Origin of the sequence: Flavobacterium sp. J27, from assembly GCF_004303025.1 — a bacterium.
GTDB lineage: Bacteria > Bacteroidota > Bacteroidia > Flavobacteriales > Flavobacteriaceae > Flavobacterium.
Genome location: NZ_PJQW01000013.1, coordinates 110434 through 133290, shown reverse-complemented (window position 1 = coordinate 133290; position 22857 = coordinate 110434). Strand labels below are relative to the sequence as shown.

Annotated in this window: 16 protein-coding genes; 7 read left to right on the top strand and 9 right to left on the bottom strand. The window is 32.3% G+C overall.

Translation table 11 applies throughout. The features are described from left to right. Nucleotides 1–33: 33 nt before the first annotated feature. The 4 genes from CX675_RS16630 to CX675_RS16615 all read right to left on the bottom strand — a co-directional run bounded on the left by CX675_RS16630 (nt 34) and on the right by CX675_RS16615 (nt 4711). The gene (locus tag CX675_RS16630) at nt 34–792 is read right to left on the bottom strand and encodes a succinate dehydrogenase/fumarate reductase iron-sulfur subunit (RefSeq protein WP_130736375.1); all 759 of its coding nucleotides are present in this window, start codon (nt 790–792) and stop codon (nt 34–36) included. A 6-nt stretch (nt 793–798) separates the two neighbouring features. Beyond that, nucleotides 799–2808: a fumarate reductase/succinate dehydrogenase flavoprotein subunit gene (locus CX675_RS16625; RefSeq protein WP_130736374.1), complete on the bottom strand. Its 2010-nt coding sequence runs from the start codon at nt 2806–2808 to the stop codon at nt 799–801. Between the two features lie 17 nt (nt 2809–2825). Beyond that, on the bottom strand, nt 2826–3695 hold the full coding sequence (locus tag CX675_RS16620; RefSeq protein ID WP_130736373.1) for a succinate dehydrogenase cytochrome b subunit: 870 nt from the start codon (nt 3693–3695) through the stop codon (nt 2826–2828). Between the two features lie 140 nt (nt 3696–3835). After that, nucleotides 3836–4711, bottom strand: a complete 876-nt coding sequence (locus tag CX675_RS16615) for a hypothetical protein (RefSeq protein ID WP_130736372.1) — start codon at nt 4709–4711, stop codon at nt 3836–3838. Nucleotides 4712–5005: 294 nt separating this feature from the next. Between CX675_RS16615 and CX675_RS16610 the strand changes: the two genes are divergently transcribed. Beyond that, a complete protein-coding gene (locus CX675_RS16610) occupies nt 5006–6361 on the top strand; it encodes a hydroxymethylglutaryl-CoA synthase family protein (RefSeq protein ID WP_130736371.1) in 1356 nt (451 codons plus the stop codon). Between the two features lie 6 nt (nt 6362–6367). Here the strand turns inward: CX675_RS16610 and CX675_RS16605 are convergent, their stop codons facing one another. Continuing rightward, nucleotides 6368–7849 carry a helix-turn-helix domain-containing protein gene (locus CX675_RS16605; protein ID WP_130736370.1) on the bottom strand — a complete coding sequence of 494 codons (1482 nt, stop codon included), beginning with the start codon at nt 7847–7849 and terminating at the stop codon, nt 6368–6370. A 121-nt stretch (nt 7850–7970) separates the two neighbouring features. On the opposite strand from CX675_RS16605, the gene aceB reads away from it, so the two are divergent. Continuing rightward, nucleotides 7971–9572 (top strand): malate synthase A, encoded by a 1602-nt coding sequence (gene aceB, locus CX675_RS16600; protein ID WP_130736369.1) that lies wholly within the window; start codon nt 7971–7973, stop codon nt 9570–9572. 25 nt (nt 9573–9597) lie between these two features. Then, complete coding sequence (aceA, locus tag CX675_RS16595; RefSeq protein ID WP_130736368.1) at nt 9598–10884, top strand: isocitrate lyase; 1287 nt, start codon at nt 9598–9600, stop codon at nt 10882–10884. A 65-nt stretch (nt 10885–10949) separates the two neighbouring features. Here the strand turns inward: aceA and CX675_RS16590 are convergent, their stop codons facing one another. Further along, nucleotides 10950–13760 carry a sialidase family protein gene (locus CX675_RS16590; RefSeq protein WP_130736367.1) on the bottom strand — a complete coding sequence of 937 codons (2811 nt, stop codon included), beginning with the start codon at nt 13758–13760 and terminating at the stop codon, nt 10950–10952. Nucleotides 13761–13874: 114 nt separating this feature from the next. Here CX675_RS16590 and CX675_RS16585 point away from each other — a divergent pair, with 114 nt between their 5' ends. The 3 genes from CX675_RS16585 to CX675_RS16575 all read left to right on the top strand — a co-directional run bounded on the left by CX675_RS16585 (nt 13875) and on the right by CX675_RS16575 (nt 16672). After that, nucleotides 13875–14465: a Crp/Fnr family transcriptional regulator gene (locus CX675_RS16585; RefSeq protein ID WP_130736366.1), complete on the top strand. Its 591-nt coding sequence runs from the start codon at nt 13875–13877 to the stop codon at nt 14463–14465. 96 nt (nt 14466–14561) lie between these two features. After that, nucleotides 14562–15854, top strand: a complete 1293-nt coding sequence (locus CX675_RS16580) for an aminopeptidase P family protein (RefSeq protein ID WP_130736365.1) — start codon at nt 14562–14564, stop codon at nt 15852–15854. Between the two features lie 329 nt (nt 15855–16183). Next, entirely contained in the window at nt 16184–16672 is a 489-nt protein-coding gene (locus CX675_RS16575) for a DinB family protein (protein WP_130736364.1), read from the top strand. Nucleotides 16673–16711: 39 nt separating this feature from the next. Here CX675_RS16575 and CX675_RS16570 read toward each other — a convergent pair whose 3' ends face one another. Beyond that, nucleotides 16712–17677, bottom strand: a complete 966-nt coding sequence (locus tag CX675_RS16570) for a YafY family protein (RefSeq protein WP_130736363.1) — start codon at nt 17675–17677, stop codon at nt 16712–16714. An 80-nt stretch (nt 17678–17757) separates the two neighbouring features. Here CX675_RS16570 and CX675_RS16565 point away from each other — a divergent pair, with 80 nt between their 5' ends. Further along, nucleotides 17758–18540: an alpha/beta fold hydrolase gene (locus tag CX675_RS16565; RefSeq protein ID WP_130736362.1), complete on the top strand. Its 783-nt coding sequence runs from the start codon at nt 17758–17760 to the stop codon at nt 18538–18540. Here the strand turns inward: CX675_RS16565 and CX675_RS16560 are convergent. After that, on the bottom strand, nt 18537–21326 hold the full coding sequence (locus CX675_RS16560) for a PD-(D/E)XK nuclease family protein (protein ID WP_130736361.1): 2790 nt from the start codon (nt 21324–21326) through the stop codon (nt 18537–18539). The genes CX675_RS16565 and CX675_RS16560 overlap by 4 nt on opposite strands. Before the next feature lie 62 nt (nt 21327–21388). Continuing rightward, complete coding sequence (locus CX675_RS16555) at nt 21389–22792, bottom strand: OmpA family protein (protein WP_130736360.1); 1404 nt, start codon at nt 22790–22792, stop codon at nt 21389–21391. Nucleotides 22793–22857 lie beyond the last annotated feature (65 nt).

The window sequence follows — 22857 nt, the reverse complement described above, 5'->3', positions numbered from 1 at the left end:
ATGCGCTTTTTGTTTTTCATGAATAAATATATTTTAAAGATTGGCTTTTAAAAACTCTCTGTTCATACGAGCAATGTTTTCAAGAGAAATACCTTTTGGGCATTCTATTTCGCATGCTCCTGTATTAGTACAGTTTCCAAAACCTTCTTCATCCATTTGTCTAACCATGTTTTGAACGCGTTGTGCGGCTTCTACTTTTCCTTGTGGTAACAAAGCATATTGAGATACTTTTGCGCCTACAAAAAGCATTGCTGAGCCGTTTTTACAAGTTGCAACACAAGCACCACAACCAATACAAGCTGCTGCCATAAATGCTTTGTCGGCATCATCTTTAGGCACAGGAGTTGCATTAGCATCTATGGTGTTACCAGAAGTGTTAACAGAAACAAACCCTCCAGCTTGTTGAATTCTATCAAAAGAGCTTCTGTCAACTACTAAGTCTTTTACAACAGGAAAAGCTTTACTTCTAAAAGGTTCAATGTAAATTGTATCACCGTCTTTAAATTTTCTCATGTGTAATTGGCACGTTGTCGTTCCAGTTTCTGGACCATGTGCTCTTCCGTTAATGTATAAAGAACACATCCCGCAAATTCCTTCTCTACAATCGTGGTCAAAAGCAACGGGTTCTTGTTTCTCGTTTATTAATTGTTCGTTTAATTGATCTAACATTTCTAAAAACGAACTAGCCGTAGATACATTGTTTAATTTGTAATCTACAATACCTCCTTTTTCTTTAGCGTTTTTTTGACGCCAAATTTTAAGGTTTATATTTATATTTTTAGCTGTACTCATAATATCTTATTTATAGTTTCTAGCAGCAATTTTAATGAATTCGTATTTCAAATCTTCTTTGTGTAATTCCGCTTTTGTTGTGTCTTGACCTTTATATTCCCAAGCACTTACAAACGAAAAGTTTTCATCATCACGTAAGGTTTCTCCTTCAGCATCTTGGTATTCTTCTCTAAAGTGTCCTCCACAAGATTCATTTCTTTGTAATGCATCCATTGCCATTAATTGACCTAGTTCTAAGAAATCTGCAACACGTAATGCTTTTTCTAGTTCAGGATTAAGTTCGTCTGCATTCCCAGGCACATAAACATCTTTGTAAAATTCATCGCGAATTTGACCAATTTCTTCTATTGCTTCTTTTAAACCTTGTGCATTTCTAGCCATACCCACTTTATTCCACATTACATGTCCTAATTTTTTATGGAAATGATCTACCGATTTTGTTCCGTTATTATTTAAGAACATATGAATGCTGTCTTTAACTTGTTTTTCAGCTTCAGCAAATTCAGGAGCATCTGTTGAGATTTTACCGGTTCTAATTTCGTCAGCTAAATAATTTGAAACAGTATAAGGAAGAACAAAATAACCATCTGCTAAACCTTGCATTAATGCTGATGCACCTAATCTATTTGCTCCATGGTCTGAAAAGTTAGCCTCTCCAGCGACGAAACAACCTGGAATAGAAGATTGTAAATTGTAATCTACCCATACACCACCCATAGTATAGTGAACGGCAGGATAAATTTTCATAGGTGTTTCATATGGATTCTCATCTGTGATTTTTTCATACATTTCAAATAAGTTTCCATATTTTTCTTCAATCCATTTCTTTCCTAATTTAATAATTTCTTCTTCTGATGGATTGTGATTTCCTTGGGCATAAGCTACTTCTTTTCCCTTGTTTTTTATTTCAGAAGAAAAATCTAAATAAACACCTTCGTTTGTGTCATTAGCTTCAATTCCAAAACCTTCATCACAACGCTCTTTTGCGGCACGTGAAGCAACGTCACGAGGTACTAAGTTACCAAAAGCGGGATATCTTCTTTCTAAGTAATAATCTCTATCTTCTTCAGCAATTTGTGTTGGTTTTAATTTGCCTGCACGAATGGCTTCTGCATCTTCTTTTTTCTTTGGTACCCAAATACGACCAGAGTTACGTAATGATTCAGACATTAACGTTAACTTAGATTGATTGGTTCCATGAACAGGAATACAGGTTGGGTGAATTTGAACATAACAAGGATTTGCGAATGCTGCTCCTTTTTTGTGAATTTTCCATCCAGCACTTACATTACTACCCATTGCATTAGTAGATAAGAAATATACATTTCCATATCCACCAGAAGCAATAACTACAGCATGAGCAGCATGTCTTTCTATTTCTCCAGTAATTAAGTTACGAGCAATAATTCCTCGTGCTTTACCATCAACTTTTACTAAATCTAGCATTTCATGGCGGTTGTACATTTTTACACGTCCTAAACCAATCTGTCTTGATAAAGCTGAATAAGCACCTAATAATAATTGTTGACCTGTTTGTCCTGCGGCATAAAAAGTACGTTGTACTTGCACACCACCAAAAGAACGATTGTCTAACATTCCACCATAATCGCGTGCAAATGGAACTCCTTGTGCTACACATTGATCAATAATATTTCCTGAAACTTCTGCTAGACGATGTACGTTTGCTTCACGCGCTCTGTAATCTCCTCCTTTAATAGTGTCATAAAATAGACGGTAAATACTATCGCCATCATTTTGATAGTTTTTTGCAGCATTGATACCTCCTTGAGCTGCAATTGAATGCGCTCTACGTGGAGAATCTTGAAAGCAAAATGCTTTTACATTATATCCCATTTCTCCTAGAGAAGCAGCTGCTGAAGCACCTGCTAAACCTGTTCCTACAACAATAATGTCTAGTTTTGGTCTATTATTAGGAGCTACTAATTTTAAATGATCTTTATAATCAGTCCATTTTTTGTTTAATGGTCCTTCTGGTATTTTAGAATCTAACTTCATATGATATCTGATGTTGATTATTTAGTAAAATGAATATACAATGGGATAATTGCAAACAATAATGGAACAATTACAGCAAAAGCTTTCCCAATAAACTTGATGGAAGGTGTATATTTAGGACTGTTTAATCCTAAAGATTGAAAAGCACTTTGGAAACCATGCCATAAATGGAATCCTAAAGCAAACATTGCTAATACATATCCTATAGTGAAATATAAACCATATTTAACGTCTCGAAAGAAAGCAATTGTAATTTTATATAAATCTTTATATAAATCTGCAACTTTTACATTGGCTTGTGCATGGTATAATTCCGTTCTGTTTAAGAGTTTAAATTGTTTTGGAGCATGGTTATGTTCTTCAGTGTGAACACCTACTTCAACTTGCTCTGTTTGATAAAACTGACCAGTTTGTGTGCCAACATAATATTCCTGTTTTAAACCTGGTTGAGCTTCAATAGATTGAGTCATTAAAGGCATGTTTTCATCATAATGCATTTTTGCCCAAAAATTAGTCATGTGTGTTACAATGAAAACTAAAACTATCGTTCCTAAAACAGCCATATTTCTTGAAGAAAAACTACTGTTTGCTGAAGGATTTGATTTCGCATATCCTATAGGTCTTGCTTTTGCATTTTGATACGTTAATAAAAAACCATCAATTGCATGAAAAAGAATAGAAATGTAAGTTAAATAAGAAAGTATTTTTACTGCTGGATTAGTGGTCATGAATAATGCATACTGATTAAATTTTAAAGCATTATTGGGTACTAAAAGCTGAAGATTTCCAGCTAAGTGACCAGCTAAAAACAAGCATAAAAATAAACCTGTAAGAGCCATCCAGTATTTCTTAGCAATAGATGACTTTAAAAGTGCTGATTTTGCCATAATTTTATTTGATTGTTCTAGTTTTAAAAATCAAACAAAAATACTGCATAAAAAATATAACCACAACCTTTTAGTGGTAATTTATAATGAATTTAAAATATGTTTGTTTGTTTTTGATAATCAGACAGTTGTGGGTTTGATTATCTTGTGTAAGTAGGTTGTAATCCTCTAATTCCCATATCGATTACGTTCTCTCCCGCTGTAGGCTCGTATTTTCCGTCAAGATTTACTTCTTCCCACTCAAAGCTATTGTTTGTGGATAATGAAAGTGTAATAATGATGTCTTTCGTTTCGTTTCCTGTAATTACTAGATTATTTGTGAATTTACCAGTAACAACACAAGATCCTTGTGGAATTGCTGAAGTAGTTGCAATAGGATTTGGAACTGTAGTTGCTCCTTGAGGAGCTTGTCCAGAAGTTGCATAAGGGTAATTGTGTAATCCTAAAGCCCAATAACCTTGGAGACGATTGTCATTAATATTGAAGATGTTGTTACCAATATGATGAGAAGTGATGTAAGTATTGTATCCTACAAAACTTTCTAAAGTAGCGTTGAAGTTATTGCCATTATTTAATATGTTTATATCATAATTTTGATATGATAAGGAAACTCTAACATATTGATAGCTTCCTTGATTGACTTCTCTTAAAGGTATTGATAAAAATGTCTCTCCTTCAGAGACAATTTTTGATTGAGAAAAATCGATAGCTAGGTCTCCACCAGAAACTGTTTCTGCAGCGTGAAATAAAACGGTTCCGTCGCCTAATTGAGTAAATGCATTTGGAGTTAATTCAAAATAGTGAGCACTAATGGTATTAAATATTGGTGTTTGTGCTGCATGATTCGCTGGAATACTTGAAGGTTGGCCTAAATTGTCTAATCGGATTTGATTTTCATCAAAAGCAAACTTTATAATTAATTGAGGTTCTTCATTTACTAAATTATCATCCTTGTCAGAACAGGAAAAGAAACTAATCCCTAATGCTAAAATAAATATCGGTAAATATTTCTTCATTTTTGTTCTAATGGGTTACTAATTATTGCTTTAATGAGTAAAAAATACTCTTAGGTTAAAACGTGTAAATGTAGTATTTTATTATTAACAAACTGGCTTAATTGTGTTAAAAATCCAAATTAATACTATTGAATTTTTTTCAATATAAAACGTTGTAGAATTATGGATTTTAAAGTGAAATAGATTTAATTTTTTAAAATTCATAAAAATCATTCAAAATGCTATTTTCTAGTTTCAAGGGAAGGTTTTATTTAGTTCATAATTGTAATTTTAACCTCTTAAAAAAGAGATACTATGAAAGTTGGAATTGATGCTATGTCTTTTGATGTAGCCAAGCTTCATTTACCCATACATGAACTAGCCGAAGCAAGAGGCATTGAAGCTGCTAAATTAGAAAAAGGATTAGGGTTGTTAAAAATGACTTTTCCAGACGTACATCAAGATACGGTTGTTTTTGGTGCCAATGCACTAACGAAATTGATTTTGGAACACAATATTAATTTAAATGAAATTTCAAGAATTTATGTGGGTACAGAAAGTAGTATAGATAATTCTAAACCGATCGCTTCTTTTTTAGTGGCTTTAATGGAGCAAAAGTTTGGTCAAGGATGCCTTTCTCATTGTGATGCAGTAGATTTTACGTTTGCCTGTATTGGTGGTGTAGATGCGATGCAAAACTGTATGGATTTTATACGTTTACATCCAGAGAAGAAAGCGATTGTAATTACTTCAGATATTGCAAAATACGATTTAAATTCAACGGGTGAATATACACAAGGAGCTGGCGCTTTAGCAATGTTGATTACTTCAAACCCTAGTATTATTGCTTTTGAAAATCATTGGGCAACCAGTACAAAAGGAGTTTTCGATTTTTTTAAACCCTATCGAAGTATTCCTAAATCATCCATTACTGGAAATGATAGTAATGAAGATTGGTTTTCTAATTTAGAGGCTGAAATTGAAATACATAAAGACCAACCCGTTTTTGATGGTCAATATTCGAATCAATGTTATATGGATAGAACCAGAGAAGCCTATTCTTTATTTAAAAAGTTGAAAAATTCAGAAGAAACAATTTATAATACTTGGTCTAGTATTGTGATGCATCTACCTTATTCTTTTCAGGGTAGAAGAATGTTGTCAGAAATTTATGCTTTGGATTCCAAGGAAATTGAAGTGGATGTACAGTCTTTAGATTACCAAAACAAATTAAAAGAAATAGGAAAATCAGAAGCGTATCAAAATTTTGTTACTGAAAAATTGCAACCTGCGGAAATAGCTTCTTCTTTAATAGGTAATTTGTATACAGGATCTATTTTTATGGGATTATTGTCAACTTTGTCTCATTTTTATAGGAATGATACTCCAATAGAAGGAAGTATTTTTGGTTTTTTAGCCTATGGAAGTGGTTCGAAATCGAAAGTCTTTGAAGGAGTTATTCAAAATGATTGGAGAACTGCTTTAGAAAAAACACAGCTTTTTGAAACTTTAGAAAAAAGTCACAAAATAGATTTTACAACCTATGAAAAATTACATAAAAAAGAATTGAAAAGCAGTGTTTGTCCTCAAAAAAAGGAATGGGTTATTGATTTGATTGAAAAAGAAAATCCTAATTTAATTGGAGCAAGATATTATAAATGGGTAGAATAATGTTTTTTAACTGTATTTCTCTATGTATTTGTTCACGATTAAAGCTGTGTTTTCGTTGCGTATTTTTTGTTCCAACTGAATAGGAGCGGCCGCTCTTACAGAACAATCTTTAACTGCACATGTTTCACAAGTAACACCCACGATTTGTTTGGTAATGGATTCATTGTCAATAAATTTAAATTTTTTCTTAAGCGTAGGTGTGATGAGAATACCGACAGAAATACTTCTGATATGGTCTTTTTTAAAGGGGTCTGGAGTGGCAGAAGAAAAAACTAAATATTCATTTTTACTGTTTTCATAACAAGAGATTTGAGCATCAAAAAAATGTGTTTTATTTTGTTTCAAAGACTCTACCATGGTTCGAACAGAAACCCATCTTCTGCAATAATGTTCGTTCATTTCATTAGCGTGAGGTTCTTGTTGATTGGTAATGTGTAATTCTTTTTTGATTTTATAATTGTCGCTACCAATTTTATGCGACATGCGTAAAAAGAATAAGTTTTTTAACTGAAAATCTTTGGGTAATAAATTGGTTAACCTTTGGTAAAAAGATTCTGGAGAAACTTTGAAATCAGTAATTAATTGAACAAATTCTTGTGGTTTTGGATCTTCTTTGGCTACAAAAACATTTAATTTTTCAATCATTTTTTTTCTAGGCAAAAGCAAGGCACCTGCAAAATAAGAAGCGTAGAAATTATTTAATACCTGATCAAAATTTTCAAACTTAATCCAACTAAAAGTGTACAATCGCTCTTCAATTTGTAAAAAATTATAGGCGATTTCCTTGGCGAAAATAAATGCTTTTTGTGAATCGTCTACATCAGTTGCAATAAGTAGGGTTTTGCTTTTAGCAACAAATATAGAACGCAAATCTCCTAGTTCATTTTGCTCTTTAAAAGTTAAGACTTCAATTTTGTAGTTGTATTCTTCAATTAAGATGGATTGTAATTCCTCTAAAGCTATTTCTGCGTCTAAATCAATGTGAAAGGCTTTGGCAAAATCTAAAACTTTTTGTTCTAAATCTTCAAAGTAGTTGTTTTGTGCTTCTTGGTAGGAACGTAAGGAAGCTAAGAAAAAACTTTCTCTAGATAAATTATAATGTTGAGCAATTTCAATAATGGTACTAATAAAAGCATTTACTTTAGCAGGAGCATTAGCAATGATATCAATTAAATCACTTTCTTCAATACCAAAGATATCTAAAGGGATTTCTTTTAGAATTCCTGAATTTAAAATTTCACCAATGGGTGCTAAATTATTATCCAATTTCAAAGACACCATGTTGTCGTAAGAAACATCTAATTTTTCGGATAATAGAATAATCTTATCTGTCTTTGGGTATTTTTTCCCTTTTTCAATTTCATTTAAATACGACTTGGAGAGTCCTGTTATTTTGGCTAAGCCAAATAACGACAAGTCTTTGTTGGTCCTTGCTTGCTTTAGTTTTAAGCCAAAAATAAGTTTGATATAATCTCTTTCTAAATTCATAATTTCAAAGATACGCTATTATTTAAAATCACAAAAAAATAATTTTTTTACATTTTAGCGTACGTTCGCTTGTTTTGTAAAAAACTTTTTTATAATATTGTACCAACAAAAACAATAAGTCATGGAAAATCAATTAGAAACAACAGCAAAAGCATTTGAATTAGCTCCAGAAGCTACCGCAAAATTTCCTGCTATTTTAACTGAAGAAGCGATTCTTTTTTTAACAGAATTGCATGAAGTGTTCAATAAACAACGATTGGAATTACTTGAAAAAAGAAAAGTACAACAACAAAAGTTTGATGAAGGAGAGTTGCCTTGTTTTCCAAAAGAAACACAAGATATTCGTGAAAAAGATTGGTTTGCGGGAACAACTCCAGAGGATTTATTAGATAGAAGAGTTGAAATTACAGGTCCAGTAGATCGTAAAATGGTAATCAATGCATTAAATTCTGGTGCCAAAACGTTTATGGCAGATTTTGAAGATAGTACTTCACCAACTTGGGAGAACCTTATGAATGGACAACAAAACTTAAAAGATGCTGTTGCAAAAACGATTTATTTATTTGACGAAGCAAAAAATAAAGAATATAAGTTAAATGAAAATACTGCGGTTTTATTAGTAAGACCTCGTGGCATTCATTTAAATGAAAAACATATCTTAATTAATAATGAAGAAGCTTCAGGTGCTTTGGTTGATTTTGGATTGTACGTTTTTCATAACCACAAACAGTTAAAAGAAAATAATACCGCTCCTTATTTCTATTTACCCAAATTGGAGCATTACTTGGAAGCGAGATGGTGGAATACCATTTTTGAATTTACGGAGGAATATCTAGATATTAAAAAGGGAACTTTAAAAGCTACCGTTTTAGTGGAGACGATTACCGCTAGTTTTCAACTGGATGAAATTATTTATGAATTAAGAAATCATATCGTAGGTTTAAATTGTGGTCGTTGGGATTATATTTTTTCATATATCAAGAAGTTTAGAAATAATGATAAATTCTTAGTGCCAGACCGTGATCAAGTAACCATGACGAGTCCTTTTATGAAAGCGTATTCTGAATTGGTTATTCAAAGATGTCACAAAAGAAATATTCACGCAATAGGTGGAATGGCAGCTCAAATACCTATTAAAAATGATGAGGCAGCAAATAAAATAGCATTTGACAAAGTGAAAGCCGATAAGGAACGTGAAGTAAAAAATGGACATGACGGTACTTGGGTCGCACATCCTGATTTAGTGCCTGTTGCGATGAAAGTCTTCAATGAAAATATGCCTACTAAAAATCAAATTCACATAAAACGAAATGAACTTTCGATTTCAGAAGCCGATTTGTTAGAAGTTCCACAAGGAACGATTACAGAAGTTGGTGTTCGTAAAAACATCAATATTTCGGTTTTATACATGGCTTCTTGGTTGAATGGTCAAGGCGCTGCTGCTTTAAATCATTTAATGGAAGATGCAGCAACTGCAGAAATATCCCGTTCGCAATTATGGCAATGGCTTCGCAATGGCGTAACCTTAGATAATGGCAAAGTCTTAACGGAGAAATATTATGATAAAATTGCCATGGAAGAATACGAAAAGATTAGAAACCAAGTAGGTGATGAGAATCATGAAAAATACCAGTATAAGTTGGCCGAACAACTCTTAGATATTTTGGTAGTGAATTATACCTTCATCGATTTTCTAACCCTAACAGGATACAAATACATTTAACACAACTTTTTATTTATAAAACACAATGAAAACAGTAGAAACAAGAATTCAGGAATTAGTTACAGATTGGTTAACCAATGAAAGATGGAAAGGAATAGAACGTCCTTACACTGCCGAAGAAGTAGTTAAATTACAAGGTTCTTATACAATTGAACATAGTATCTCAAAATTAGGAGCTGAGAAACTTTGGAAAAAATTAAATGCACAAGATTATGTGGCAGGTTTAGGTGCTTTAACGGGTAATCAAGCGATTCAAGAAGTAGAAGCAGGTTTAGAAGCGATTTATTTAAGTGGTTGGCAAGTAGCTGCTGATGCAAATGTAGCTGGTGAAATGTATCCTGATCAATCTTTGTATCCAGCAAACAGCGTACCTCTTGTTGTAAAAAGAATTAATAATGCTTTGTTAAGAGCCGATCAAATTCAAGTGGTAAATCAGGTGCCAGAAAAAGATAGAAAAGATTATTTAGTACCAATTGTGGCTGATGCAGAAGCTGGTTTTGGAGGAAATCTAAATGCTTTTGAATTGATGAAATCGATGATTGAGTCTGGTGCAGCTGGAGTTCATTTTGAAGATCAATTGAGTTCTGCTAAAAAGTGTGGTCACTTAGGTGGAAAAGTATTAGTACCTACACAAGAAGCAATTAATAAACTGATTGCTGCTCGTTTAGCAACAGATGTTATGGGTGTTCCCGCTTTAATCGTAGCAAGAACAGATGCTGATGCTGCCAATCTTTTAACGAGTGATATTGATCCAAGAGATGCTAAATTTATTACAGGAGAAAAAACAAGTGAAGGTTTCTTCTATGTGAATGCAGGTATTGAACAAGGGATTGATAGAGGGTTGAGTTATGCTCCTTATGCAGATTTAATTTGGATGGAAACGAGTAATCCTGATTTAAAATATGCGAAACAATTTGCAGATGCAATTCATGCCAAATATCCAGGAAAAATGTTGGCTTATAACTGTTCGCCTTCCTTCAACTGGGCAGCAAAATTAACCGTTGCTGAAATGGAAACTTTTAGAGAGGATTTAGCGGCAATGGGTTATAAATTCCAATTTATCACTTTAGCAGGCTTCCATGCTTTAAATACAAGTATGTTTGAATTGTCTAAAGCGTATAAAGAAAGAGGAATGGCAGGTTATTCTGAATTACAAGAAAGAGAATTTGCTTTGCAAAAAGATGGTTTTAAAGCAGTAAAACACCAAGGATTTGTAGGTACAACTTACTTTGACGCGGTTCAAAATACCGTTACTAACAATAGATCTTCCACTACAGCAATGAAAGATTCTACTGAGGTAGCGCAATTTTAATATTTTTAGTATAATTTGGTTTGACCAAAAAGCCTTGTGAAATTTCTCAAGGCTTTTGTTTTTTATTACGCTTTTTTACTCTCTGTAACTTCTAAATGGGTAAAAACGGCTTCACTTCCTTTCTTGATATGAATACTATACTTGGAAGGAAGTACATATTGTTTACCATTATCCGCTTTTTCAAAGGTGGCTTTTTTATCTTTTTTCTTCCATTTATTAATTACTTCATTTGATAAGGTGTAATCGTATTCAACTAAATTTAAGCCTTTTTTAGCGGCTACTTTTTTAGAAAAAACAGTTAACCCAAATTCATTTTCAATCGTAATTTCAACTTCTTCTGAAGTATTGGAATAAAACCAAATTTCGGCTTTAGGTTCAAAGGGTTTCGCCCAAGAGCTCCATTTGGAACCCCAACGATCCGATTTTTTAACTGACGATACTTCGTAAACATACAAAGATTTTGAAAGTATTTCAGATGAAAGCAGTTGTATTTTGTCAATATTCACCTTGTATAATGAACGACCATGAGTACCTACAATTAATTCTTTGGCTTTAGGTTGTATGACCAAATCATGAACTGCTACTGGAGGCATTTCTGAAGAAAAATCAATCCAAGTTTTTCCCTTGTCTAGAGAAACAAACAAACCATTATCTGTACCTACAAAAAGGACGTTTTCATTTTCAGTATCTTCTAAAATGACATTTATAGGGCTTTGAGGTAAATTAGCACTAATGTCTTGCCAGTTGGCACCATTATCGTCAGAAAGATAAACATAAGGTTTAAAATCATCGTTACGATAGCCATTTAAAGTAGCATAAACACGCTCTTTTTTAAATAGGGAAGCCTTCACTCTAGAAACCCATAAATTTTGAGGTAATTGACTTGAAATGATATTCCATGAAATGCCACCATCTTTGGAAAGATGAATGATTCCATCATCAGAACCTGTATACAATAATCCAAATTGCAACGGACTTTCAGAAATGGTGGTTAATGTACCGAATGCCACATTACCTTCAACGCTACCATGCGTAAGATCTGTTGAAATTTTTTCCCAAGAAGTACCTTGATTCATGGAACGGTGTAAAAATTGGGAACCCATATATAAAATATCTTGATTATGAGGAGATAATAGTATAGGGGTTTGCCAATTGAAGCGTAATGGTTTTTCTTTAGTACCTTTTGGTAATGTAGGAGAAATAAATTCTTTTGTGTTTTTACTTCTATCTAATCTAAAATAATTACCAAATTGGAAACCTGTATACACGATGTTGGCATCTCTTTTGTCAATTTGTACCTGCATACCATCACCACCCATAATACTTTCGTAAGGATATTTTCCTTCTTGTTCCCATGCATCTGATTTTCTATAATTATTGTTGGCTACCCAAACCCCATTGTCTTGTAAGCCTCCATATACATTATAGGATTCATTATAGTCAATATTTACAGCATAAAATTGACCTAAAGCCTCATTATTGCATTTTTTCCAATGTGCTCCATTATCATAACTAATGTTGATTCCGCCATCATTTCCGTTGATAATATGATTGGGATTGTTGGGATTAATCCAAGTTACATGGTGATCTGCATGGACATTTTCACCACTAATGCTTATCATCGTTTTTCCACCGTCTTCAGAATGAAGTAAAGGAACGCCACCAAAATAAATGCGGTTTTCATTTTTTGGATCTACCGAAATATTTCCAAAATAATAGCCGTAACTGTAGTACAAATCATCTATGTAGTTTTCATGAGTACGTTGCCATGATTTTCCACCATCTATAGATTTGTAAATTTCACAACCAATAACTTCTGTTTCAAACAAGGCTTTATTGGCATCTTGTAAAATAGTTTTGAGTTCTTTAGGTTGTAATTTTCCATTTTTTACCCAATTTTTTAGGGTTTCAGCTCTGTATTTTTCAATTAAACCGTGTTTTTTTAAATAGGTATTAATTTCTTTATTAGACTTTTCTACAAAAGTTTCACCAGGTACACTGAACATGTCCGATTGCGATATTTTTTTACTTTTTGTTGAAGCTTCCTCTGGAATAGGTCTGTTATTTTGATTGTCTAAGATAGTATATAAAATATTTTGATTAAATACTGCTAAACCAATTCTTCCTACTCCTTCGTTATTTGGAAATTCACTCCCATCTCTAGAAATTAAATGCCAAGTTGTTCCACCATCTTCACTTTTATAGATGCCTGAACCTTTTCCGTTTCCTTTAAAATGCCATGCTTTTCGTTCTCTTTCCCAAGCTGCAGCATATATGATTTTTGAATTATCTGGAGCAACAGATAAATCGATAATTCCAGTGTCTTGATTGACAAAAAGTGTTTTTTTCCATGTTTTTCCACCATCACTAGTTTTAAAAACTCCTCTTTCTTCGTTTGGAGTATATAAATGACCTAAAACAGCCGCAATAATTTCATTGTTGTCTGTTGGGTTTACCCAAATTCTGCTAATATGATGACTGTCAGTTAACCCAATATTTTCCCAATTTTTTCCTTGATCTGAGGATTTTAGAATGCCAATTCCTGAATAGGAAGATCGTGACGCGTTTACTTCTCCTGTTCCTACCCAAATAGTTTTGGTTTTCCAATCTACCGTTACTGTACCACAATTTAGAGTGGGAGCAGTATCCATTATTGGTTCAAAAGAAGTACCATTATTCTGAGTGTACCAAAGTCCTCCAGAAGCATAGGCTGCATAAAATTCAGTTGGGTTTTCAGGATTAACGGCTATATCTACTATGCGACCACTCATAATTGAAGGTCCAATATTTTGTAATTTTACAGAAGAAAGGTCAGTTGTTTGTGACCAAATATGGCTTTGAAAAAATAAAAGCAATAGTGTAATTTTATATTTCATGAGATATAATTTTGTGTAAATTACAGTTTTTATAGTCCTTTACAAAATTTTTATTTTCAATTTAACAGCTTTTACTATTTATCTTTTTAACTTTGATAGTATAAATTAATGAGTATGTCTCTTCAAATTACAAAATCCCATTTTGAAGTATTCTTTAGCTCTTTGTTACCTGACGATTCTTTTGAAAAAGAAGTGCATGAAGCCTTAGCTTATTTTAAAAAAATGATAGTAAAGAAAAATGAGTTTTTGGTTTATGAAAATGAAGTATGCCATCATTTTTGTTTTGTAGAAAGTGGTATTTTACAACATGCTATTTTAATTGACGGAGAAGAGAGAACAACTTATTTAGCTTTGAAAAATTCAGTAACCAGTTCTTTAAATAGTTTTCTTCATAAAGTGCCTTCAAGAAAAAGTATTAAAGCAATTATGGATTCTCGTTTGTGGGTAATTACTTTGCCTGATTTTAATTACTTAATTCAAAATAATAAAGCTTTTCATCAGTTTTATTTTAATTTAATTGAACGGCAAATTTGTTTGATAGATGATTATAGAATAGATTTATTAACACTAACACCAGAAGAGCGTTATAAAAAGTTACTACTTAATGAATCCAAATTACTTCAGGAGGTGCCTTTACATTATTTGGCTTCCTTTTTAGGTATTTCTACCCGTCATATGAGTCGCATTCGTAAAAATATAAATTAAAGCCATTTGGCTACTGATTCAAAAAGGTAGTTTATGTATTTTTGATACATAGTTTATCTAATATTCTAAAAATCGAGAAATCTAAAAACCTAAACAATGAAATACCATCAAATTAACAAAGACTTATTTATAAAAAATCGTAGAAAATTTATAGCTCAAATGAAGCCAAATAGTGTGGCAATTTTTAATTCAAACGATATTTATCCTGTTTCGGCAGATTCCACATTACCTTTTGCGCAACATCGCGATATTTTTTATTTGAGTGGCGTAGATCAGGAAGAAAGTGTTTTGTTGCTTTTTCCAGATGCGCCCTATGAGCATTTGAAAGAAATTTTATTTTTAAAAGAAACAAACGAGCACATTGCCATTTGGGAAGGAGAAAAGCTAACAAAGGAAAGAGCTTTTGAGGTATCTGGTATTAAGTCGGTTATTTGGTTGCAAGATTTTCATAAAACATTAAAAGAAATCATGGCTTATGCGGAAACCATGTATATCAATACCAATGAACATTATCGAGCTACTATAGAAACGGAAACACGTGAGACTCGTTTTGTAAAATGGTGGAAAGAAAATTATCCAGCTCATAAAGTAGAAAAATCAAATCCTATTTTGCAACGTTTGCGTTCTGTAAAAGAAAGCGAAGAATTGGATTTAATCCAAAAGGCATGTGATATTACCGAAAAAGGATTTCGAAGAATTTTAAATTTTGTGAAGCCTAATGTAATGGAATACGAAATTGAAGCCGAATTTGCACATGAATTTTTAAGAAATCGTTCCAAAGGATTTGCTTATACACCTATTGTTGCTTCTGGAAATAATGCGAATGTATTACATTATATTGAAAACAATCAGCAATGCCATGAAGGGGATTTATTATTGTTAGATGTAGGTGCTGAATATGCGAATTATTCGAGTGATATGACCCGAACCATTCCAGTATCAGGAAGATTTTCTGAGCGTCAAAGAGCCGTTTACAATGCAGTTTTGAATGTAAAAAATGAAGCTACAAAAATGTTGATTCCTGGTACTTTATGGAAACAATATCATGTTGAGGTTGGCAAAATCATGACTTCTGAACTATTAGGTTTAGGGTTGTTAGACAAAGCGGATGTTCAAAATGAAAATCCTGACTGGCCAGCTTATAAAAAATATTTTATGCACGGTACCTCACATCATATGGGATTAGATACGCATGATTACGGGTTGTTATATGAGCCAATGCAAGCCAATATGGTTTTTACTGTAGAGCCTGGAATTTATATTCCAAAAGAAGGTTTTGGTATTCGTTTAGAAGATGATGTAGTTATCCAAAATAGTGGCGCTCCATTTAATTTAATGCGTAATATTCCTATTGAAGCTGATGAAATTGAATCGATAATGAATAGTTAACAGTTGTCGGTTATCAGTTATTAGTATAAACGGTTTACAAGAATGTAAGCCGTTTTTTGTACTCCATTTTTTCATTCTGACGAAGGAAGAATCCCATTAGTGTGTTTTCTCACCTTCGTCAAAATGAAAAGTTTATTGTTAGTTATTCTTTTTTAGGTAATTTTATTTGTGGCATTGGTTTACAATAAGTTTTACTGACTATTTTTGAACGCATCAATTTCTTATCGTTAAAATGTCTAGAAATATTTTGATATCCTAAAAAACCTCCTGACAAACTGTTGTCATAAGCGATATTTACCTTTGTTTTATAATCAAATAAATCATACACTATGAACACAGTATCAGCACCTCAAGTCATTAGTCCAGAACATTTATTAAAGCATTGGCAAGGACATCGTGCTTTAACAAGATATGTAATCGAAGCCTTTCCAGAAAAAGATTTCTTTGAATTTTCTATTGGAGGCATGCGCCCATTTTCAAAATTAGTGTCCGAACTTTTATCTATAGGAGTTCCTGCGTTAAAAGGGATTGTAAATCGAGACGAACAACCTTATTCTGAAGCAGCTGTAGAAAATTTATCTACAAAAGCGGCTTATTTGCAAAAATGGGATGAAGCAACTGTAGAAATTAATCAGTATTTTAAGCAAATTCCAATTGAAGATTTTGAAAAAACATTTAATCTTTTCGGACAATATGAGTTTCCAATTATTGAGAATATTTTGTATTTTATTGATAATGAAATACATCATCGCGGACAAGGTTACGTTTATTTACGCGCTTTAGGAATTACACCTCCTTTTTTCTGGACTAGAGAATAATACTTAAAACTCCGAATGCAAAATACTGTTTTCGGAGTTTTATTTTAATAGGTTTGCTTGATAAACTTGAAGCATTTCGATCATTCTATCTTTTAGGCGTTGTGGTTCAATAATCGTTGCATAATCTGCAAACATCAAAACCCATCTTGGAAAACTGTTTTCAATATCTCTACTTAAGAAGGTCATTTCTATTTGATCACTTACTTTCTTTTGTGATACAAAACCATGATATTTTTTTTCAAAATCTAGATATTTGGCAATTTTTTTGTCTACCAATAATACAACTTTAGTAGTAGGACATTCTTTTTCTTTATTTAAATAAAATTCTAAAGATTGGTGTTCTTTAGTAAATAAAATGGTTTGGTTTTCAATGCCTTGAATTCGATCTGCTCTAAATTGACGGTAATCGTTTCTCAAATGACAAAACCCAAAAATATACCAATTGTTGTTATCGTGAAATATACCCACTGGTTCAATAATTCTTTCCGAAGCTTCTTCTGCATCAAATGCTTGATAATTTAATTTTACCTGAGTTTTATCGGCAATACTTTTAAAAAGAATACTCATGGTTTCGGGTACTTTTTCGTTGAATAAATTAACCGAGGGTTGTTGCATGATAACTTTAGATTCAATAGAGGTAAGCCAATCTTTATCGGTGTTTTTTAAAACCGATTTTATTTTGAACATGGCAGAAGTATAGTGTTTTCCTAATTCCTTATCGATAAAAGTTTGCATTAGTTTTTCTGCAGCAATAAAACTACTAGCTTCTTCTCTAGTAAACATTACTGGAGGTAAACGATAACCATCTACTAGAGAATAACCTACTCCAGCTTCACTGTAGATAGGAACACCTGAGGTTTCCAGAGAACGAATGTCTCTGTAAATTGTTCGTAAACTTACTTCAAATCGATCGGCTAATTCTTGCGCTTTTACAATTCGTTTAGATTGTAACTGTATTAAGATAGCGACAATACGATCGAAACGTTTTGGAGATTCATCCAACATAAAAATAATCCTTTTTTCAAAAGTAAGTATTTAAATGAAATTACTTCTTGGATTCCTCTTGAAATTCTATTTTTGCACTTATGAAATACATAAGGTATAAAAATAGCACACTAGCGTATTCTGATGCAGGTAATGGACCAGCCATTGTTTTGTTACATGGTTTTTTAGAAAATAGTAAAATGTGGCATGATATTGTTCCCGTTTTACTTACAAAATATAGGATTGTATGTGTTGACTTATTAGGTCACGGGGAAACGGAATGCTTAGGATATGTTCATACCATGGAAGATATGGCCGATGCAGTACATTATATTCTTCATTTTTTGCAATTGGAGAAAGTAGTTTTAATAGGTCATTCGATGGGTGGTTATGTTGCTTTGGCTTTTGCCGAATTATATCAAGAAAAGATAGCTGGACTTGTCTTAATGAATTCTACTGCAAGAGAAGATAGTGAGGAAAGAAAAGTAAATAGGGATAGAGCTATATTAGCGGTAAAGCAAAATTATAAAAATGCTATAAGTATGTCTGTTGCAAATTTATTTAGCGAGGAAAATAGAGCTAGACTCAAAAAAGAAATTGAATGGGCTAAAGAAGAAGCATTACAAACCCCTTTGCAAGGTATTATTGCGGCTCAGGAAGGTATGAAAGTAAGAAAGGATAGGAGAAAGCTTTTACATGTCTCTGCGTTTCCTAAAATGCTTATTTTGGGAAAAAAAGATCCTGTTTTAAATTATGAAGAAAACAAAAAATATGTTGAAGGAACGAACGTTGTTTTAGTTTCTTTTGAAGATGGTCACATGAGTCATTTCGAGAATAAGGTTCAATTAATAGAACATTTGAAGGGGTTTTTGAAAATATGTTAAATGTTCTCTTTTATAGTATTTTTTTTATTTAAAATTTCTAAAATTAAAACGATAATTTCTTCTTTAAATGCATGCAAAATCTCGTCTGTTACCATAGTTTGAGAAACAACCCCTCTTCCTTTTCCTAGGCCAAAAGGCATAAAGCCTGCTTTCATGTTTTTAAAAGAAATGATACCTACTTCTATAGGATAATTCAAATAGTCTTTATTGTTTTTAAACATTAATGCGTAACAAAGAAGTTGGATTATCTTCTCATTTTTAATATCCAATGTAAGGTGTGTAAAATCATTAATTTTTAGTGAATTTGCGTCCACTTTTCCTGTTTTATAATCAATAATTCGAATTACATTATCTCGTATTTCTATTCGGTCTACGTTTCCTGCAATTTTAATAGGATATGGTAAACGTTCATCTATAATCATGGTTTCTAATTTATCTTCTAAAGCAATGATTTTGATAGTGTCTCCATTTTCAATCGTTTTCTTTTCCGTTTGTAAAAAATTGAAAATATTTCTTTTGGCAACTTCAAAAGCTAATAGATTTTTTCCTTTTTTTATTTCACCTTCCTTGTAAACAGATTTGAATTTATCTAATGTTATTTGGTTAATTTGTGCTATCATTTCATCAATTTGAGATACTGATAAAAATTGATTTAAGCAAGATTTGTATAAAGCTTCTAAAGATTCGTGAATAATGGTTCCTAAAGTGTTAACAGCTATATTTTCTTCTACTTCATCCATTTCATTAATACGTAAAACCCTTTGAAAATAAAATTGGATAGGATTTCTTATGTAAGAAGTTAATGAGGATGGTGAAAATCCTTTAATAGTTGCTATTTCTTCTAAGCGTTCCAGTAGTAATGGTGTTTTTGGAATATTCATTACACTATATGCTTTTTCAGGCAGAACAGCGTTATAAATGGTATGTGTGATATTGTGTTTCGGTTGTTTTTCTATTTCTAATTGCGTAATAAAGCGACTTTTTTCACCAGCATCAATTCCTTCATTATCGGTATTGTATAAAAGATAAATGTTTTTTGCTCTATGAAGTAAATGATAAAAATGGTAACTATAAATAGCATCTTTTTCTTTATAAGTGGGTAATCCCAATTCTTTTTTTACATCATAAGGGATAAAAGAATTTTGTGATTTTCCAGACGGAAATTTACCTTCATTTACAGAGGTGATGACAACATTTTCAAAATCTAAAACTCTGCTTTCTAATACACCCATTATTTGTAGTCCGCTTAAAGGTTCTCCTTCAAAAGAAACCTCAGCTAAATCTATAATTTGCTTGTATATTTCATATAGCACTTCTATATTGTTTATTTTATCTTGATGAATTTCACAATACGTAATGAGCTTGTTTATAACTTTAAAAACAGCATAAACAAATGATTTGGTCACTTTTTCTTCTTCAATATCATTGTTTAGGAATGATTTTATCGTCAAAAGAATATGGTTGATGCGCTTTAGAATTTTTAAAATATTGTTATCCCATTTTGTAAAAAGTAAATCAAAATAATCCTTTTGTTGATTAGGGTATTTTTCTTCTTTTAATCGAAATAATGTGTCAATTGAGAAAAAAGTAAAATTATTGTTGTGTATGGTTTGGATTACCTCATTAGCTTTAATAAAAGGTTCTACTAAAGGGTGATTTAAAACATCTAAAACTTCTTTATAATACAACGTGTATTTTGATTCGTCTCTGTTAATCGCATTGGTATGTAATTTAAAAAGTTTATTAATCAATAGCTGAGCAGGATTGTTTTTTCCCGAATAGCCCATAGTTATATTTAATGTGTCTACGGTATTTGGTAGCGAATATAGCACAGGAATTAGTAAATTTTCATCGCCTAATATTATAGCTGTTTTAGAATTATCTTTTGATGGAACATATAAATCTTCGATAATTTTTCCTGCAATTTTTGCTTGACCGATGGTTTTTGGAGTACCAATAATTTGTATGTTTTTTTCTTGTTGAAAATCTTCAGTTATCCACTCAAATGGTTGTGAAAAATATTTTTTCCATTGCGATTTAAAACGTCTTATAAAAAGGCCAGCATCATGATAGGGATTGTTTATAAAATAAGAATCTATATCCCAGTATACAGAAGCTTGATTGTGGGTAAGTAAGTGTAGAATAATTTTTTCTTCCGCTTGATTTAAGGCATTAAATCCTGCAAAAACTAATTTTTTTTCAGCCAAATTATTTGAAAAAGAATTTAAATTAGAAACGGCTTCTCTATAAATGAGTCCTTGATATGCTTTCTTTTTACTTAATAAATGTTGGTAAAAATGGCTGTAATATTCAGGTAGTTTTTTCCAAAAAGAAAGATGCGAATCGATAAGTGTTGTTGTTGCGGAAGGCTCAAGATCCCATCTTTTTAATGCTTCAATATCCTTTAAATAGGAGAATACAAAATTAGGATCTAATAAATAGCGATCTATTTCATTGAAATCTTGAAGTAGCGTTTTGGCCCAATTGGAAAAAAAAGTAAACGATTGTATCTCTTCTTTTGTAGTTATGTTTAAGTATACTTCATAAAATTCAAAAAGCAATTCAATTGAATCAATGACCCTTATTTCAGAGATTTCTTGTATTAAATCTTCAATGCTAGTTATTTGAGGGGAAAATATGGTGTTCTCTGTGTGGTTGTGAAGGGCGTTTAGTAAAAAAACTTTGGCTCTTTTGTTTGGTAAAACAATAATGGTGTTTTGCAAATTGTCTTTGAAATTTGCAAGAATATGTTTCGATAATTTATCTAGAAAAGTATCATTTAGCATAGTATAAAAATAAAAAAAACGCTCCGATTATCGGAGCGTTTTTGTATTATTTTGTAGGGAAATTATTTTACTAATTTCACTTCAACTCTTCTATTGTTAGCTTTACCTTTAGAAGTTTTGTTAGTGTCGATTGGGAATTTCTCACCGAATCCAGTAGCACTTAATCTAGTAGCGTCGATTCCATGCTCAATTAAGTAAGCTTTAACAGCTTCAGCTCTTGAAGTAGATAATACTTGGTTATTTTCTTCGCTTCCGTCTGAATCTGTGTGACCTTCGATTGAGAATTTAGAATTTGGATACTCTTTTAAGATAGCAGTGATTGCTTCTAAAACTGGGAAAGTTTGTTTTTGGAAAGTTGATTTACCTGAATTAAATAATATAGTTTTTGCATAATCATTTAATTTTTTAACAGCTTCGTCAGAAACTTCAGGACAACCATTGTTAGCAACAGTTCCAGCTACAGTAGGACAAGCGTCATCTTTATCGAATACACCGTCACCGTCACCGTCAGGCCATGGACAACCTTTGTTAGCTCTATCTCCTTTAACTGTTGGACACTCGTCATCTTTATCAGCAACTCCGTCACCGTCAGCATCTGGACAACCTTTCATGATTTTAGTACCAGGTACATCTGGACAAGCGTCTTCTGTATCAATAATTCCGTCACCATCAGTGTCAGGACAACCATTGTGCTCTGGAGTACCAGCTAATTCTGGACAAGCATCATCTTTATCAGCAATACCGTCACCATCTTTATCAGGACATCCGTTTAATGCTTTTAAACCAGCAACATCTGGACAAGCATCATCTTTGTCATAGATCCCATCACCGTCAGTGTCTTTTCCTCCAAATTTAAAAGAAATACCAGCTGAATGTTGAATATGAGTAGGTACATCTGCGTTAGCAACTCTATTTTCATCAAATGAATGCTTGTAAACAGATTGTAATTGAAGACCAACATTTTCAGTAAACCAGAAAGTTAATCCTAAACCTCCATTAACAGTACCTGCAGATGCATCTCCAAAGAAATTGTAACCTCCACCTACATTAATAGAAGGGTCTAACCAAGTTGATTTGATTAAATCTTGAAAGCTATATTTGATTACTGCATCAACTGCATAGTAAGATAAATCACCAGGATTTAAAACAGCATCTGTACTTTCTGTACCAGGTACTCTTTCTAACCATTTGTCAATTTTATTAACAGATCCTGTTAAACCAACAGAAAAACCATCACCAACATATCTAGATACACTTAAATAAGATACAGATGGTAAAATATTCCAATTGTCTCTAGCATTAGCTAATTGGATAAATTGTGGACTAGAATTACCTTCGGCACTAACCTTGGTATCAACTCCATTAACTCCAAAGGACACAGCCCATGGATTGTCACCGTTCTGTGCTTGGGTTGATAATCCAGCAAGCAATAAACCAGCAGCAAATAATTTGTTTAGATGTTTCATACTTTATTAATTAAATTACAATGCGTTATAATTAGAACAAAAATACTATTTTTTTTTAAATACAA